The 17074-nt window shown below is 73.0% G+C and carries 16 protein-coding genes; 4 read left to right on the forward strand and 12 right to left on the reverse strand.

All coding sequences use genetic code 11. From position 1 onward, the window contains the following. Positions 1–70: 70 nt before the first annotated feature. The 7 genes from AB852_RS28390 to AB852_RS28420 all read right to left on the reverse strand — a co-directional run bounded on the left by AB852_RS28390 (position 71) and on the right by AB852_RS28420 (position 6288). Positions 71–769 (reverse strand): hypothetical protein, encoded by a 699-nt coding sequence (locus tag AB852_RS28390; protein ID WP_073793044.1) that lies wholly within the window; start codon positions 767–769, stop codon positions 71–73. 152 nt (positions 770–921) lie between these two features. Next, on the reverse strand, positions 922–1809 hold the full coding sequence (locus tag AB852_RS28395) for a DUF3592 domain-containing protein (protein WP_143201294.1): 888 nt from the start codon (positions 1807–1809) through the stop codon (positions 922–924). Positions 1810–1871: 62 nt separating this feature from the next. Beyond that, complete coding sequence (locus AB852_RS28400; protein WP_073793046.1) at positions 1872–2261, reverse strand: DUF805 domain-containing protein; 390 nt, start codon at positions 2259–2261, stop codon at positions 1872–1874. Positions 2262–2406: 145 nt separating this feature from the next. Then, complete coding sequence (locus tag AB852_RS28405; RefSeq protein WP_079184978.1) at positions 2407–3735, reverse strand: ABC transporter permease; 1329 nt, start codon at positions 3733–3735, stop codon at positions 2407–2409. Next, entirely contained in the window at positions 3732–4493 is a 762-nt protein-coding gene (locus AB852_RS28410; protein ID WP_079184979.1) for an ABC transporter ATP-binding protein, read from the reverse strand. The genes AB852_RS28405 and AB852_RS28410 overlap by 4 nt, the downstream gene beginning before the upstream one ends. Continuing rightward, a complete protein-coding gene (locus AB852_RS28415; RefSeq protein ID WP_079184980.1) occupies positions 4490–5749 on the reverse strand; it encodes a peptidoglycan-binding protein in 1260 nt (419 codons plus the stop codon). The genes AB852_RS28410 and AB852_RS28415 overlap by 4 nt, the downstream gene beginning before the upstream one ends. Further along, positions 5749–6288 carry a hypothetical protein gene (locus AB852_RS28420; RefSeq protein ID WP_073793047.1) on the reverse strand — a complete coding sequence of 180 codons (540 nt, stop codon included), beginning with the start codon at positions 6286–6288 and terminating at the stop codon, positions 5749–5751. Before AB852_RS28420 ends, AB852_RS28415 begins: the two co-directional genes overlap by 1 nt. Before the next feature lie 300 nt (positions 6289–6588). On the opposite strand from AB852_RS28420, the gene AB852_RS28425 reads away from it, so the two are divergent. From AB852_RS28425 to AB852_RS28440, 4 genes are all read left to right on the forward strand, one after another. Next, positions 6589–7245 carry a response regulator transcription factor gene (locus tag AB852_RS28425; RefSeq protein WP_073793048.1) on the forward strand — a complete coding sequence of 219 codons (657 nt, stop codon included), beginning with the start codon at positions 6589–6591 and terminating at the stop codon, positions 7243–7245. Next, positions 7242–8672: an ATP-binding protein gene (locus AB852_RS28430; protein WP_079184981.1), complete on the forward strand. Its 1431-nt coding sequence runs from the start codon at positions 7242–7244 to the stop codon at positions 8670–8672. Before AB852_RS28425 ends, AB852_RS28430 begins: the two co-directional genes overlap by 4 nt. Positions 8673–8760: 88 nt before the next feature. Beyond that, positions 8761–9666 carry an NAD(P)-dependent oxidoreductase gene (locus AB852_RS28435; RefSeq protein ID WP_073793049.1) on the forward strand — a complete coding sequence of 302 codons (906 nt, stop codon included), beginning with the start codon at positions 8761–8763 and terminating at the stop codon, positions 9664–9666. A 180-nt stretch (positions 9667–9846) separates the two neighbouring features. Then, complete coding sequence (locus AB852_RS28440; protein WP_073793050.1) at positions 9847–10290, forward strand: hypothetical protein; 444 nt, start codon at positions 9847–9849, stop codon at positions 10288–10290. 321 nt (positions 10291–10611) lie between these two features. Here AB852_RS28440 and hemB read toward each other — a convergent pair whose 3' ends face one another. The 5 genes from hemB to AB852_RS28465 all read right to left on the reverse strand — a co-directional run bounded on the left by hemB (position 10612) and on the right by AB852_RS28465 (position 17009). Then, positions 10612–11607: a porphobilinogen synthase gene (gene hemB / locus AB852_RS28445; protein ID WP_073793051.1), complete on the reverse strand. Its 996-nt coding sequence runs from the start codon at positions 11605–11607 to the stop codon at positions 10612–10614. Positions 11608–12077: 470 nt separating this feature from the next. Next, complete coding sequence (locus AB852_RS28450; RefSeq protein WP_073793052.1) at positions 12078–13784, reverse strand: bifunctional uroporphyrinogen-III C-methyltransferase/uroporphyrinogen-III synthase; 1707 nt, start codon at positions 13782–13784, stop codon at positions 12078–12080. Further along, positions 13781–14740, reverse strand: a complete 960-nt coding sequence (gene hemC, locus AB852_RS28455) for a hydroxymethylbilane synthase (RefSeq protein WP_073793053.1) — start codon at positions 14738–14740, stop codon at positions 13781–13783. Before hemC ends, AB852_RS28450 begins: the two co-directional genes overlap by 4 nt. After that, positions 14737–16242 (reverse strand): glutamyl-tRNA reductase, encoded by a 1506-nt coding sequence (locus AB852_RS28460; RefSeq protein WP_079184982.1) that lies wholly within the window; start codon positions 16240–16242, stop codon positions 14737–14739. Before AB852_RS28460 ends, hemC begins: the two co-directional genes overlap by 4 nt. Beyond that, positions 16239–17009 carry a redox-sensing transcriptional repressor Rex gene (locus tag AB852_RS28465; RefSeq protein ID WP_073793054.1) on the reverse strand — a complete coding sequence of 257 codons (771 nt, stop codon included), beginning with the start codon at positions 17007–17009 and terminating at the stop codon, positions 16239–16241. Before AB852_RS28465 ends, AB852_RS28460 begins: the two co-directional genes overlap by 4 nt. Between the last annotated feature and the right edge of the window lie 65 nt (positions 17010–17074).

Below are 17074 nucleotides of genomic sequence, written 5' to 3' on the forward strand. Positions count from 1 at the left end.
CACCACGACCGCCACGACCGCCACGACCGCCCACCCGCCGGTCCGGGGCAGACGCGCCCGCCCGACCCGTTCAGTTCGCCGTCCCGGCGTACGCCGTCGACCAGCGCATCCCGTCCGCCAGCGGCTCCAGATACGCGGGGTCGGAGACCTTCACCGTGATCCCGGCGCAGGGAAGTTCCTCGAAGGGGCGGGTCTCCAGCAGTCGCCAGGTCCGCCAGTAGTCGAGGTCCGCGGGCTCGCTCCAGGTGGCCATCTCCTCCAGGCCGGGCTCCCACTCCTCGGGTTCCACGGCCGCGACATCGCTCCATACCGGCACGTTCACCAGCGGCCCGATGTCGTAGCCCGTCACGACCGACGCGGCCAGGCGGCCGAACGCGTCGGCGTCGGTCAGGGTGCGGACGTACGCGGACACCTCGTCGCGGTCCGCGCCTCCCAGGTCGTACACCTCGGCGGCCCGGCGGCGGGGTTCGAGGACCGTCGTCCCGTCGTCCGCCAGCAGGAAGCCGTCGTCGGTGACCCGCAGCAGCCGCCCGTGCAGGCACTCGTGCAGGACGCGGAACTCCCCGTCGAGCCGTGCGTCCCCCGTGTCCGGAGCGCCCCCGCCGGCCGGTCCGCCACGGCCCCGCCGGGACCACGCGTCGACCAGCAGCGCGACGGGGAACGTCACATCGCGGGGCACCCGCACGGCGTCGGCGCCTATGAGATGGACACGGCCGTGGAAGGCCGCCCCCTCGACGCTGTCGACGGACACGGTGAAGAGATCGGTCATCAGAAGAGCCCATTTCGCCCAGGACACGGGTGATCACCACCGACCACCACAGGCCCAGACAGTAACCGTCCGGACGGACCGTCAAATCACGGGTGTGCGCTCACAGTTCGGCGCATCCCGTCCCAGGGGCCCGCATCCCCCGCCCCCACCCGTCACACGAACGGCAGCTCGTCCCGTCCCAGCATCTCCTCGGCGTCGTCGTGAAGTCCGGTCAGGGCCACCGGGATCGACTTCTGGTCGCCCGGGTCCGCCGGGTCGAACCACACCGCCGCCGGGTCCCCCACCCGGGGCAGCGCCGCCTTGTCGAAGCAGCCGCGGCGGGTCACCCACCGCCGTACGCCTTGGTGGTCGGTGAACCGGACGTCGAACTCCAGCCGGGGCCGGCCGTCGATCTCCACTCCCGTCGCGGACACCGCGGTGACCTCGCCGGGGACCCGGCGGCCGGTACGGAGGAGGTCCCGGGTCCGCGCGTCCCGGCGCCGTCGGACCCGGTCCCTGACCACGGCCGCCACCACACCCCGTACCGCCATCAGCAGCAACAGCCCGGGGACCCACCACTGCGAGGTCCACGCGGCCCACGGCCCGATCCCCCACTCGGCGCCCGCCCGGCCCGCCGCGTCCACGAAGGCGCCCGTCCGGGGCGGCCGGGTCCACAGGTCGCGGGCGCCGAGCAGCAGCCCCAGCCCCGCCCCGGTGCACGCGAGGGCGCGGAGCAGCGCGGGGCCGACGTACGGGCCCAGCCGGGTGGTGCAGCGCGCACCGACCGCCAGCCCCAGGAACAGGGCGGCGGTCGTGCCCGTGAACAGCGCCCACAGGTACCCGGGGGTGTCGTTCACCGGGAACAGGTCCTCGGTGAGGTAGCCGGACGCCAGCGGGAAGGCGGCGGCGTCGGCGGCCCCGTACGCCGCGAGCCCCCAGAGCCCGCCGTACGCGAGAAGGAGGCACCAGAAGAACACCCCGAGCGGCGCGCCCCGCCGGTTCCGTTCGGCGGCCCGCCGCTTCCGCGCGCGCCGCGCCTCACCCGGATCGACCGTACTCACCAGCTCAACCCCCGCACAGCAGACGTACGCCCAGGGGAACGAGCCCCCGGCGCCGGGACGTGTCACACGGCCGGGACGGTCCCGGGCGCGGGCTCGACACCGCCCCGGGGATCGGGACCGAACCGGTTCCCACCGGCCTGCCCCTCCGCCCCGAGCAGCGCCAGCACCGCGCACCAGCCGGCGACCGGCACCAGCCACAGCAGGGCGAACCACCCGCCGCGCCCGGTGTCGTGCAGCCGCCGGACCACCGCCGCGAGGACGGGCGGCAGGGTCACCAGCGTGTACGCGGCCGTCAGCCAGGGCGCCCGCGCGCCGAACAGCGTCACGTCCAGGGCGTAGAGACAGAGGGTGGCAAGGGCGTGCACCACGGCGAAGTACCAGAGCTCACGGCAGCGGGCCCGGCCGCCGAACACGGCGTACCGTCCGAGCACGGTCGCGTACCACCGGAACATGCCAACCCCCTGCCCCCTATGACCGGTACGACCCGATCATTGAGTCAGGTCGGGGGCGGGAAGGTAAGCGGGCTTGATGAACACTGATCAAACCGTTACCCGGAGTCGCCTCCGTCCCCTCCCGCCCCCGCTCCGGCCGGATTCCTCAGGTCGCGGACAGCGCCTCCGTCGGCGACAGCCTGGACGCGCGGATCGCCGGGTACAGACCCGCGAGACCGCCGATGACCAGCGTCGCCGCGACCCCGCCGGCCACCGCCCACAGCGGGACGACCGTCGGCCAGCCCTGGTACACCGCGTACCCGCCGGTGACCCCCGTACCGAGGACCGCGCCGCCCAGCCCGCCGAGCGCGGACAACAGCAGCGACTCGGCGAGGAACTGCGTCCGGATCTGCCCCCGGGTCGCGCCCAGCGAACGCCGCAGACCGATCTCGGCCCGCCGTTCCAGTACGGAGATCACCATGGTGTTGGCGACCCCGACCCCGCCGACGAGCAGCGCCACCGCGCCGAGCCCGAGCAGCAGCCCGGTGAACGCCTCCCCGGCCGCCTGCTGCGCGGCCAGCGCGTCGGACGGACGGGACACATTGACCTCGTCGGGCTGCTGGGGGTTGGCGGTCGCGCCCAGCACGGACTGCACCTGCGGGACCGCCGACTCGGCGGAGCGCGTGTAGATGGTGGTCGCGTGCCCGTCGAACCCGAGGTACGTGGCGGCCGACCGCCAGCCGATCAGCGCGGCGGCGTCCAGTTCGGGCGCGAGCGCGGCCTCCTCCAGGATGCCGACGACGGTGAACCACCGCTGTCCGACGAGGACCCGGGTGTCGGGGTCGACCTTCCCGATGCCGAGCCGGGCCGCCGCGTCCGAACCGAGGACGACCGCCGGATAGCGGGCGGTCGCCGCGTTCAGCCAGCTCCCGGCGCGCAGTTCGGCGCCGACCGTCGTCCGCAGGTCGTCGCGTACCGCGTACGCCGAGAGGCCGCCCGTCTCCGCGGCCGGGATCTTGTCGTTGCGGTAGACCTTGGTGTCCGGGACCTTGCCGATGGCAGAGACCGCGTCGACGGGACCGATCCGCGACACCATGTCCTCCGCCGTGAGCGGCAGCGTCGCCTGGCCGCCCATCATGGTGCTGCCGGGGGTGACGGTCAGCAGATTGGTGCCGAGCGCGTCGAGGGTGCGGTCGAGGTCGGCGCGCGACGAGGACGAGATCCCGACCACGGCGACCATCGCCGCGATCCCGATCGCGATACCCAGCGCGGACAGGAACGCCCGCAGCGGACGCGTCCGCAGTCCCACCGCGCCGACCTTCACCACATCGCGCGGTGACAGCCGGGCGGGCCGCAGCCTCGGCCGGTCCCCGGCCGGGGACCCGTGACGCGACCTGCCCCGCGAGGCCCCGCGCGACCCGGGCCGCCCGAGGACGGAGGTACCACCGGACCCGCTGGACGTGCCGGACCCACCGGCCGCACTGGACGTGGTCATCGTGTCCCCTCCCCCGCGCCGGACACGGACTCCCCGGACGAGTACGCCCCGGACGAGAACTCCGTCTCGCCGGACAACGCGGTCGCACCGCCCGTGCGGGTGTCGTCCGCGACCACCCGTCCGTCCCGCATCCGCACCTGCCGGGGCAGCGACTCCGCGATCTCCCGTTCGTGCGTGATGACGACGACGGTCGTCCCGGACGCGTTCAGCTCCCGCAGCAGGGCCATCACCCCGGCCCCCGAGTGCGAGTCCAGCGCACCCGTCGGCTCGTCCGCGAGCAGCAGCGCGGGTTCCCCCGCGACGGCCCGCGCGATGGCGACCCGCTGCCGTTCCCCGCCGGACAGTTCGTGCGGCTCATGGTCCAGCCGGTGTCCGAGGCCGACCCGCTCCAGCACGGCCGCCGCGCGCCGCCGCCGTTCCCCGCTCCGCAGCCCGGTGTACAGCAGTCCGTCGGCGACATTGTCGAGGGCGGTGGTACCGGCCGCGAGGTGGAAGTGCTGGAACACGAACCCGATCCGGGTGGCCCGCAGCGCCGACAGTTCGGCGTCGGACAGTTCCCCGACCGGGTACCCGTCGAGGCGGACCCGGCCGGCGGTGGGCCGGTCGAGGGTGCCGAGCACATTGAGCATGGTGGACTTGCCGGAGCCCGACGGGCCGACGATGGCGACGAGTTCACCGGCGGCGATGTGCAGCGACACCCCGTCCAGGGCGGTCACCCCGCCCGCGTACGTCCGGGTCACCCCGTCCAGGGAGATCACTCCGGTACCCCCACCTTCGTGCCCTCGGTGATCCCGTCGCCGGTGATCTCGACCCGGCCGTCCGCGAACAGTCCGGGCTCCACCGGTGCGTAGCGCGTCGCGGTCCCCTCGACCACCTCCACGCCGAAGCCGCCCTCGGACAGCGCGAGCAGCGCCGACACGGGCACGGTCAGCACGTCCTCACGGGTGCCGGCGGTGAACTCCACGTCCACCGCGGCCAGCGCGTACGAGTCGGCGGCCTTGCGGCCCTTGGCGTCGGTGAGCCCGATGACGACCTCGACGGTCGTCTCGGCCTCGTCGTCCTCCCCGTTGCCGCCGGGTGTGATGACGGTGGTGACGTCCTCGACGACCCCCTTGGCGACGGTGTCGTCGGGCAGGACGACCTCGACCTTGGTGCCCTCCTTCGCCATGTCCTGGTCGGCGGGTTCGAGTTCCACGGTCACCGCCTTGCCGGTGCCGGTGTACGCGAGGACCTTGCCGCCGGGCGCGAGTGCCGCGCCCTGTTCCGCCTCGACGCTGTCCACCCGGACCTCGCCGGGCACGAAGACGACCCGTCCGAGGTCGACCGTGCCGGTCTCCTTGACGCCCAGGTCCTCCTGCCACTCCTTCACCGCGTCGGCGGTCAGGTCCGTGAACTCCTCGTCCACGGTGAAGCCGCTGTACCCGAGGGCGGCGAGATTGCGCTCCAACTGGCGTACGTCATCGCCCTCCAGGCCGGACTTCAGCGCCCGGTACGCGGGCGTCGGCCCGTACATCAGCGTGACGGGCACGTCGTCCACCTCGTACAGCGCCTTGCCGCGTCCGACGGTGTCCCCCGCCTCCGCGACCCCGGTGAGGGTGCCGCCGATCCGGGAGATGGCGGTCCGTGAGGTGCCGAACCCGAGGGAACCGTCCGTGCTCTTGGAGTCCTTGAGGTCACGGCGGTCCACCTCGGCGGTCTTCGGGGGCAGCGCGGGGGCGCTGGCGGTGTCGTCCTGCGCTCGGCCGAGCCCCAGCGCCGCGGCGGCGGCGGCCCCGCCCGCGATCAGTACGACCAGCGCGAGGGCCAGCCTCCCCCGGCGGGACCTGCGGGCCCGCTTGGCGCCCCGGGGCCCGGCCGGACCCCCGCCCGCGCCGAGCACCGCCCCGAGACCCCCGTCGGCCGTGGCGGGAGCGACACCGGCCCCACCGGTACCGGTACGGGTATCAGTACCCGTACCCGTACCGGCCCCCGGACCCCCGTCCGTGTCCGTGTCCGTGTCCGTGTCCGCGGCCATCAGCGCTTCCCCCCGCCCAGCAGTCCGCCGCCGCCCTTGCCCATCTTGGGCTTGCACTTCTTGTCGGCGGCCGGGACGTCCGGGTCCTCCGCGACCTTGGCGTCCAGCCGCATCCCGCCGCCCTGCGGGTCCGGGAACTCCTCGACACCGTTCTCCCGCATGCACTTGGCGTACTCGCGCATGTTGTCCATCGCCTTGGGATCGGCGCCCTTGTCCAGCCCCTGCGGCGCGAACTTGCGGCACGCCGCCATCGCGTCGTCGACCTTCTTCTTGCTCATCTTCTTGCCGCGCCCCTGGATCTGGACGCCGCCGCCCTCCTCCGGGTCGGCCACGTCCATCCCCTGATCACGCATGCACTGGGCCATCTTCAGCGCGCGCTTCTCGGGGCTCAGGCTCTCCTTGGCGGCGGCCGTCTTCCCCTTGCCGTCGCCGGCGGCGGAGGCCACCTTGTCGTCGGTGCCGCCGGCCCCGCACCCGGTGAGCAGCAGCGCCACCAGTACCGGCACCGCCGCCAGCGTGCCCCGTGTCCGTGATCGCATCGTGGTTCGTCTCCTTCGGTCCGCGTCGCCGCGGCTGTCCGCGCCGTCCGCCCGGCCGGTCGAGAACCGGCCCGATGGCTCCGAGAGAACGCCACCCGCTGTTTCCCGGGCGTTTCCCCGTCCGGCGGCCCGACCGGACGGCAAGGCCGAGGCCGCCAACTCCCCCCGGAGGCACAGCGATCACTAACGGGGAGGAAACACGGCCCCGGGGACCATGGACCTCTCAGCACCGCGCACCCGGCCGCCGACCACGCCCGGGACACGGCGCACGGCGCGGGACCAGCGGCAGGGACGGGGCTCATGCGGGTACTGATCGTGGAGGACGAACCGCTGCTCGCGGACGCCATCGCGGAATGGCTCCGCGAGGAGACCCACGCGGTGGACATCGCGCACGACGGCGCGGCGGCCCTGGAACGCCTGACGGTCCACGCCTACGACGTCGTGGTCCTCGACCGGGACATCCCGGCCGTCCACGGCGACGACGTGTGCCGGGAACTCGTCGGCGCGGACACCGCGCCACGGGTGCTGATGCTGACCGCGGCGGCCGGGATCGCCGACCGGGTGGCCGGGCTGTCCCTCGGCGCGGACGACTATCTGACGAAGCCGTTCGCGTTCGCGGAACTCGCGGCCCGCGTCCACTCGCTCGGCCGCCGCTCCCGCCCCGCCGCGCCCCCGGTGCTGCGCCGCGCGGGCCTCACCCTGGACCCGGGGCGCCGCGAGGTCTACCGCGACGGCCGGTACGTCCCGCTGGCCCGCAAGGAGTTCGCCGTACTGGCCGAACTGCTGCGCGCCGACGGGGCACCGGTCTCCGCCGAGGTGCTGCTGGAGAAGGTGTGGGACGAGAACGCCGACCCGTTCTCCGGGGTGGTCCGGCTGACGATCCTCAAACTCCGCCGCAAGCTGGCCGCCCCGCCCCTGGTCGAGACGGTGACCGGAGTGGGGTACCGCATCCCGTGAACCGCCACCCCGACGAGGCCCCGAAGCCCGGCGACCGGCCCACGAAAGCCCCCGAGCACACACCGAGGTCCCGCGGCCACCGCGGCCCGGGACCCCGAACCGCGCTCCGCCGCCGGCGCCGCCCCACGGCCCCGCGCCGCCTCAGCCTGCGCGGCCGGCTCACCCTGCTGTACGGGGTCCTGTTCCTGATCGCGGGGCTGCTGCTGCTCGGGCTCACCCAGGTCCTGTTCGACCAGCAGACCGAGGGCTCCGGGCCGAAGATACTGACCGGCGGAGCCGCGTCCGAGCGGTCCGCCGCCGCCTCCGCCTCCGCCGTACCGCTGCCCACCCCGCCGCCCCTGGACCGCAACACCCGGGTCTATCTGCGCGGCGGCACCGTCCTGAAGGGCGAGGAGGCCGGCGAATGGCTCACGAAGGAGCAGGACCGGCTGAGGTCCGCGGCGACGACCGCCCTGCTGACCCAGAGCGGTATCGCCCTGCTCGTCGTGGGCGGGGTGGCGGCCGGGTTCGGCTGGCTGATCGCGGGCCGCGTCCTCGCCCCGCTGCACCGGGTCACCGACACGGCCCGGCGGATCGCCAACGCGCCCGCCGCCGACCGCGGACTGCACGAACGCATCGCGCTGAGCGGCCCGCACGACGAGGTGAAGGACCTGGCCGACACCTTCGACACCATGATCGAGCGGCTGGACCGCTCCTTCGACGGACAGCGCCGCTTCGTCGCCAACGCCTCCCACGAACTGCGCACCCCGCTGACCCTGGGCCGCGCCCTGGTCGAGGTGGCGATGCACCGGCGCACCGCCTCGGAGGACGTCCGGCGGCTCGGGGAGAACCTGCTGGAGATCAACGACCGTCATGAACGGCTCATCGGCGGACTGCTGATGCTGGCGTCCTCGGAGAACGCCCTCACCGAGCGCGCCCCGGTCGACCTCGCCGACGTGGTCGAGCACGTCGTGGCGCAGACCGGCGCGGAGGCACGGGCGGCGGGCGTCGGCATCCGGTCCACCGCCGACGAGGCCCTGACGACGGGGGACGCGCTGCTGCTGGAGCGGCTGGTGCACAACCTGGTGGAGAACGCGGTACGCCACAACACCGGGCCCGGGGGCCGGATCGAGATCGTCAGCGGTCCCGTACCGGAGGAGGACGGGACGGCGGGGAGCCGGGTGGGTGTGACGGTCGCCAACACCGGCCCGGTCATCCCCGCGTACGAGATCCCCTCGCTGTTCGAGCCGTTCCGCCGCCGGGGCACGGACCGGCTCGTCACCGCGAAGGGCGCCGGGCTCGGACTGTCCATCGTCCGCTCGATCGCCCGCGCCCACGACGGCGAGGTCACGGCCCACCCCCGGGAGGAGGGGGGCCTCAGCATCTCGGTGACCCTTCCGGCGGCGGACCCCCTGGGAACCCTCACTGACCTTTCGGTGCGTATCTGAGGAATTGGTCGGTACTTGTCGGCGGCGGCCGGGCGAACAAGGATGAACACATTCCCGGAACACCCCACCGCCCCGAAAAGGAATTCCCATGCCCGCACCCGAAACCACCGCGACGACTTCCCCCGACCCCGCTCCCGCGCATGTTTCGGTGATCGGTCTGGGAATGATGGGATCGGCCCTGGCGGCGGCGCTCCTCAAGGCCGGACACCAGGTGACGGTATGGAACCGGAACCCGGCGAAGACCGGAATCCTCACCGCCCAGGGAGCTTTTCCCGCACAATCCCCGGCCGCCGCGATCGAGGCGGGTGAACTCACGATCCTGTGCCTCACCACCTACGACGACGTCACCGGACTGCTCACCCCGATCGCCGCCTCACTGAAGGGCCGCGTCCTCGCGAACCTCACGAACGGCACCCCCGCCCAGGCCCGCGAACTGGCCGCCTGGACGGCGGAGCAGGGCGCCGCTTACCTCGACGGCGGCATCATGGCCGTCCCCCAGATGATCGCCACCCCCGCCGGTTACATCCTCTACAGCGGCGACGAGCGCGCGTACGAGGCACACCGCCCGACCCTGGCCGCGCTCGGCGGCACCCGCTGGACCGGCACGGACCCCGGCTACGCGGCCCTGTACGACCTGGCCCTGCTCACGGGCATGTACGGCATGGTCATGGGCGTCACCCAGGCGTACGCGATGATCCGCTCGGAGAACATCCCGGCCACGGATTTCGCGCCCCTGCTGGCGGACTGGGTGACCGCGATGACCCAGGGCGCGGTCCCCGGTATCGCGGCGGCCCTGGACTCCGGCGACCATCTCACCGATGTCTCCAGCCTCGCCGTCAACCAGGCCGCGATCGGCGGCTTCCTGGACGCCTTCGCCGCCCAGGGCGTCAGCCCCGCCTTCTTCGAGCCGCTGCGCGATCTCCTCGACCGCTCGGTGGCGGAAGGCCACTCCGCCGACGGCTTTTCCCGCCTGGTGGAACTCCTGGGAAAGTAAACAGAACCCGAGCGGCAAGACGCGAATACGCCACCGGCCCTATCCGCGCACCGCATGCCTCCTGAATTCATCCTGAGGCGTCATTGCGTCAACCGCCCCTCACCTATGGCAATCGATAATCACGGAGGGTCCAATGGTCGTACCGCAAGGCATTCCACGACCCGAAAGGCTGAACCCTCCATGCGCAAAGCAGTCGGTGCCCTCCTCGCCACGACCGCCCTCGCCCTCACCACCGGTATGACGTTCGGCGCGGGCAGCGCCGCCGCCCAGTCCGCCGACACCACGGCCGCCGTACAGGCGATCCATGCGACGACCGCGTCCACCGGCAACGGCGTACGCGTCACCTACTACGCGGGCACCGAGCGCCTCGGCTACGGCGAATGGCACCAGAACGCGCAGGGCCTGATCCAGGACGACACCCTGGAGGTCGTCGACTTCGGCGACACCACGTACGAGTTCGTGGCCCAGCTCAGCGACGGACGCAGGGCGTCGACCGTCGGCCAGACCGACAACGTCGACCGGGTCACCCGCAACCTCCCCGAGGGCTCCACCCACACCATGCGGGTCTGCGTCGTCCAGAACACCGGCACCAACCACTGCGTGAACACCCCCGTGACCGCCTGACACCAACGCGTCCCCGCGCCCAAAAGGGCGCGGGGAACCGCACCGGACGAACAACAGCCAGGGGCGCCCCAAAGGGGCGCGGGGAACTGCGCACCCACCGAGCGACGGCACAGGGAACAAGTACGTCCACCCGGACAGACCTCGGAAGCCCAAGCAAAGGCGACCCGCGGGGAACTGCGCACCCACGAACGACCCGCACAGGAACAAGTACGCCCACCCGGACAGACCCCGAAAGCCCAAGCAAAGGCGACCCGCGGGGAACGGGGCACAGCAAGAGGCAGCCCCCCGCCCCCCGAAGGGGCGAACCCGAACCGGGCCGGGTCAGCCCCGCAACCCCCGCGCGACCTCGGTAGCCCAATACGTGAGGATCATGTTCGCCCCGGCCCGCTTGATCCCGAGCAGCGACTCCAGGATCGCCCGGTCCCGGTCGATCCACCCCCGCTCCGCCGCCGCCTCGACCATCGCGTACTCCCCGGAGATCTGGTACGCGGCGACCGGCACCTCCACGGCCTGCGCGACCTTCGCGAGCACGTCGAGATACGGCCCGGCCGGCTTGACCATCACCATGTCCGCGCCCTCCTCCAGGTCCAGCGCCAGCTCCCGCAGCGACTCACGGGCGTTCGCGGGGTCCTGCTGGTACGTCTTGCGGTCACCCTTCAGCGAGGAGCCCACCGCCTCCCGGAACGGCCCGTAGAACGCCGACGCGTACTTCACCGTGTACGCGAGGATCGCCACATCGTCCCGGTCGATCTGGTCGAGCGCGTCGCGGACCACCCCGATCTGGCCGTCCATCATCCCGCTGGGGCCCACGACATGGGCGCCCGCGTCGGCCTGGACCTGCGCCATCTCCGCGTACCGCTCCAGCGTCGCGTCGTTGTCGACACGGCCGTCCGTGTCGAGGACCCCGCAGTGCCCGTGGTCGGTGAACTCGTCCAGGCACAGATCGGACATGACGATCAGCTCGTCCCCGACCTCCGCCCGCACATCGCGCAGCGCGACCTGGAGAATCCCGTCCGGGTCGGTACCGGCTGTGCCGAGGGCGTCCTTCTTGCCCTCCTCCGGCACCCCGAACAGCATGATCCCCGACACCCCGGCCGCCACCGCCTCGACGGCCGCCGCCCGCAGACTGTCCCGGGTGTGCTGGACCACCCCGGGCATCGTCCCGATCGGCACCGGCGCCGACACCCCTTCCCGCACGAACGCGGGAAGGATCAGATCGGCGGGGTGCAACCGGGTCTCGGCGACCATCCGCCGCAGTACGGGCGTCGCCCGCAGCCGTCGGGGCCGTGCCCCGGGAAAAGAACCGTACTTACTCAACGTCGAACTCCGTAGCGTCACGCCCGGAACGGCTGTCCGCCCCGGGCCGGACGGCCCGGCACCACCACCGGCCCGCCACGTCCCGTACCGCGCCCGGCCCCGGCGCCAAGCACAGGCACCGGACCCGCCACCGGACGGAAACGGACGGGCGGCCCGGCGTCACCGGACGTCCGCACCCTTCCAACCTAGGCCCTGCCCCCGCACCAGGCGGCACCACCCGGCCCACAACGGCACCGCCCACCACCGCACCCGGCCACAGCGGGACCCGCCCACCACAGCACCCGGCCACAGCGGCACCCGCCCCACCACCGCACCGGGCCCGCACCAACGGCCCCGGCCCGACGAAACCGGCCGGGCACCACCACTGGTGGTACCCGGCCGACTCACGGACACGGTGACCGGGCTCGGCGCCCGGCCACGACCACGGGACCGGTCCAGCACCGACCGCCCCTGGTGAACCCGTCCTACCGCTACGGCGCCGCGCGTCTGCGCCGCGCCCCCGGCCGCCGCTCACTGGGCCGGGTCACGTACTCCCCCGCCTCCACCGCGGCGTCCCGCCGGGCCGCGCCGAAGTCGGCGAGCGCGGCGGCCAGCTTGTGCACGGACGGCTCGGGAGCCATCACGTCCACCCGCAGCCCGTGCTCCTCCGCCGTCTTCGCGGTGGCGGGCCCGATACAGGCGATGACGGTGACGTTGTGCGGCTTCCCGGCGATACCCACCAGGTTCCGCACGGTCGACGACGAGGTGAACAGCACCGCGTCGAACCCGCCGCCCTTGATGGCCTCCCGGGTGTCGGCCGGCGGCGGCGACGCCCGTACGGTCCGGTAGGCCGTCACGTCGTCCACCTCCCAGCCCAGCTCGATCAGCCCGGCCACCAGCGTCTCGGTGGCGATGTCGGCGCGCGGCAGGAACACCCGGTCGATCGGGTCGAAGACCGGGTCGTACGGCGGCCAGTCCTCCAGGAGACCGGCGGCCGACTGCTCACCGCTGGGCACCAGGTCCGGCTTGACGCCGAAGGCGATCAGCGCGGCGGCGGTCTGCTCACCGACCGCGGCGACCTTGATCCCCGCGAACGCCCGCGCGTCGAGCCCGTACTCCTCGAACTTCTCCCGGACCGCCTTCACCGCGTTGACGGAGGTGAACGCGATCCACTCGTACCGCCCGGTCACCAGACCCTTGACGGCGCGTTCCATCTGCTGCGGGGTGCGCGGCGGCTCCACCGCGATCGTCGGCACCTCGTGCGGCACCGCGCCGTAACCGCGGAGCTGGTCGGAGAGCGACGCCGCCTGCTCCTTGGTCCGCGGTACGAGCACCCGCCACCCGAACAGGGGCTTCGACTCGAACCACGAGAGCTGGTCACGCTGCGCGGCGGCCGAGCACTCGCCGACCACGGCTATCACCGACCGGCCGCCGTCGGGCGACGGCAGCACCTTCGACTGCTTGAGGGTCTGCGCGATCGTCCCGAGCGTCGCGGACCAGGTCCGCTGCCGGGTCGTCGTCCCGCCGACGGTCACCGTCAGCGGGGTGTCCGGCTTGCGGCCGGCCGCGACCAGCTCACCGGCCGCCGCGGCGACGGTCTCCAGGGTCGCCGAGACCACGACGGTCCCGTCGGAGGCCCCGACCTCGCTCCAGCAGCGCTCGGAGGCCGTCCGCGCGTCCACGAACCGTACGTCGGTGCCCCGTTCGTCCCGCAGCGGCACCCCGGCGTACGCGGGCACGCCCACGGCCGCCGCGACACCCGGTACGACCTCGAAGGGCACCCCGCCGGCCGCGCAGGCCAGCATCTCCCCGGCGGCGTAGGTGTCCAGGCCGGGATCGCCCGGAACCGCGCGCACGACCCGCTTGCCGCCGCGCGCGGCCTCCATGACAAGATTGGCCGTGTCCCTCAAAACGGGACCACCGACGGCAGTTGACGCCCTGTCAGCAGCCGGTTCCGGTGCGCCCGACAGCGACCGGGGCGCCGCCGTGGGGGCGTTGGCGTCAAGGACGGCAACACCCGCCCTGGCATGCGCCCGGACCACATCGAGCACATCGGGCTCGGCGATCAGTACGTCCGCACCCGCGAGCGCCTCCACGGCGCGCAGGGTCAGCAGTCCCGGATCACCCGGTCCGGCACCCAGGAAGGTGACGTGCCCGTGCGCGGGAACGGCGGAGTGGTTGGCGGTGGTGGGGCTCACTGTGCTCGCTCCCCCATCAGACCGGCCGCGCCCTTGGCCAGCATCTCGTCCGCGAGTTCGCGGCCGAGCGCGGTGGCCTGCTCATGCGTCGAAGGCACGGGACCGGTGGTGGACAGCGCGACCAGCGCGGAGCCGTCGGTACTGCCGACCACTCCGCGAAGGCGCATTTCCTTGACGATCTGCCCGTCGGCCAACAGGTCGGCCAGCGCCCCGACGGGTGCGCTGCAACCGGCCTCCAGGGCGGCGAGCAGAGAACGCTCGGCGGTCACGGCGGCCCGCGTCAGCGGGTCGTCGAGCTCTCCGAGCACGGCGGCGAGCGCGGTGTCACGGGACGCGCACTCGATCGCCAGGGCCCCCTGGCCGGGGGCGGGCAGGACGGTGTCGACCGGCAGGAAGTCGGTGGCGTCACCGATCCTGCCGAGCCGGTTCAGCCCGGCGGCGGCGAGCACGACGGCGTCGAGCTCCCCCGCGCGGACGTATCCGATGCGCGAGTCCACGTTCCCGCGGATCGCCACGGTCTCGATGGTCATGCCGTGACCTCGGGCGTACGCGTTGAGCTGCGCCATCCGGCGCGGCGAACCGGTACCGATCCGCGCCCCGTCGGGCAGCTCGGCGAACGTCAGCCCGTCCCGGGCGACCAGTACGTCGCGGGGGTCCTCCCGCGGCGGCACGGCGGCCAGGGTGAAGTCGGGGGACTGCGTCGTCGGCAGGTCCTTGAGGGAGTGCACGGCGAAGTCCACGTCACCGCGCAGCAGCGCGTCGCGCAGCGCGGTCACGAAGACGCCGGTGCCCCCGATCTGCGCCAGGTGCTGGCGCGAGGTGTCACCGAACGTGGTGATCTCGACCAACTCGACCTCACGCCCGGTCAGTTCCCGGACGGCCTCCGCCACGAGTGCGGACTGGGCCATGGCGAGCTTGCTGCGCCTGGTCCCCAGCCTCAGTGCCTTCTCAGTCATGCGCGTCCTCGGTTCCTGCCGTTCGTGACGTTCGGTGGGACACCGTCGGCGTCTTGGGGTACGCCGGTGATGCCCGGAACGTTCGTGACCTGGGTGACATGGGCGACGCTCGGTACGTCGCTCCTTGCATCGTTCCTCGGGTCGTTGTCGCCCCGGTCGGCCCGCGAGACGGAGGCGACGGCCTCCGGGTCGAGGTCGAACAGGGTACGCAGCGCGTCCGCGTATCCGGCGCCGCCGGGTTCGGCGGCGAGCTGCTTGATCCGTACGGTCGGCGCGTGCAGCAGCTTGTCGACCACGCGCTTGACGGTCTGGGTGATCTCGGCGCGTTCCTTCTCGCCGAGGGCGGGCAGCCGTCCGTCGAGGCGGGCGATCTCCCCGGCGACGACATCGGCGGCCATGGTCCGCAGTGCCACCACGGTCGGGGCGACGTGCGCGGCGCGCTGGGCGGCGCCGAACGCGTCGACCTCGGCGGAGACGATCGCGCGCACCTGGTCGACATCGGCGGCCATCGGGGCGTCCGCGGACGCCCCGGCGAGGGACTCTATGTCGACGAGCCGGACTCCGGCGACGTCATGGACGGCGGCGTCGATGTCGCGGGGCATCGCGAGGTCGAGCAGGGCCAGCGGGCTGGCCGGTTCCCCGGCGACCGCGTCCTCCATGGCCCGTCCGGCGACGGCGTCCGCGACGTCCTGGCCGGTCAGGACCAGTCCGGAGGCGCCGGTGCAGGACACCACGATGTCTGCACGTGTCAGCTCCGCGGCCACCCGGTCCATCCGGACGGCACGGGCGGACACTCCCGTGCCACCGGGCTCGGAGAGGATCGCGGCGAGCCGCTCGGCGCGTTCCAGGGTGCGGTTGGCGACGACGATCTCGCTGACCCCGGTCCGGGCGAGGGTCGCGGCGGCCAGCGAGGACATGGACCCGGCGCCGATGACGAGGGCCCGCTTGCCCCTGGCCCAGGCCGCGGTGTCGCCGCCGGCGGCGAACTGCTGGAGGCCGAAGGTGACGAGCGACTGTCCGGCCCGGTCGATCCCGGTCTCGGAGTGAGCGCGCTTGCCGACCCGCAGGGACTGCTGGAAGAGGTCGTTGATCAGCCGTCCGGCGGTGTGCAGGTCCTGCGAGACGGCGAGGGCGTCCTTGATCTGCGCGAGGATCTGCCCCTCGCCGACGACCATCGAGTCGAGTCCGCAGGCCACCGAGAAGAGATGGTGGACGGCCCGGTCCTCGTAGTGGACGTAGAGATGCGGGGTCAGCTCGTCGAGACCGACATCGCTGTGCTGGGCGAGCAGGGTGGACAGCTCCGCGACACCGGCGTGGAACTTGTCGACGTCCGCGTACAGCTCGACCCGGTTGCAGGTCGCGAGGACGGCCGCTTCCACGGCGGGCTCCGCGGCGAGGGTGTCCTGGAGGAGCTTGCCCTGGCTGTCACGGGACAGCGCGGCCCGCTCCAGCACGCTGACGGGTGCGCTGCGATGGCTCAGCCCGACGACGAGGAGAGTCATGCCGGCATCACGGCGGGCATGTCCCCGTCAGGTCCCTTACGCGGGTCACGGGCCGTCCGGGCCGCCTCGGCCGCTTCCGCCGCCTCCGCGGCCTCGGCGATCTCCTCACCGGCCTTGCGCTGCTCGTGGAAGGCGAGGATCTGGAGCTCGATCGAGAGGTCGACCTTGCGTACGTCGACCCCGTCCGGCACGTTGAGGACCGTCGGGGCGAAGTTCAGGATGGAGGTCACCCCGGCGGCGACCAGCCGTTCGCACACCTGCTGGGCGGCGCCCGCGGGGGTCGCGATGACGCCGATCGACACCCCGTTCTCGTCGATGATCTTCTCCAGCTCGTCGGTGTGCTGGACCGGGATGCCCGCGACCGGCTTGCCCGCCATCTCGGGGTCGGCGTCGATCAGCGCGGCGACCCGGAACCCGCGGGAGGCGAACCCACCGTAATTGGCGAGCGCGGCACCGAGGTTGCCGATCCCGACGATCACCACGGGCCAGTCCTGGGTCAGACCCAGTTCCCGGGAGATCTGGTAGACGAGGTACTCGACGTCGTAGCCCACACCACGGGTGCCGTACGAGCCGAGGTAGGAGAAGTCCTTGCGGAGCTTGGCGGAGTTGACCCCCGCGGCGGCGGCCAGTTCCTCCGACGAGACCGTGGGCACCGAGCGCTCGGAAAGCGCGGTGAGAGCCCTCAGATACAGCGGGAGCCGGGCGACGGTGGCCTCGGGAATCCCTCGGCTTCGGGTCGCCGGTCGGTGTGTTCGGCCAGTTGCCACGGTGCTCCTGCGGGTAGAGCGGGGCTGTGGGCGGCCGTAGGTGCCGGGACCGCCCCGTCGACAGC

The organism is Streptomyces uncialis, assembly GCF_001905345.1.
GTDB lineage: Bacteria > Actinomycetota > Actinomycetes > Streptomycetales > Streptomycetaceae > Streptomyces > Streptomyces uncialis.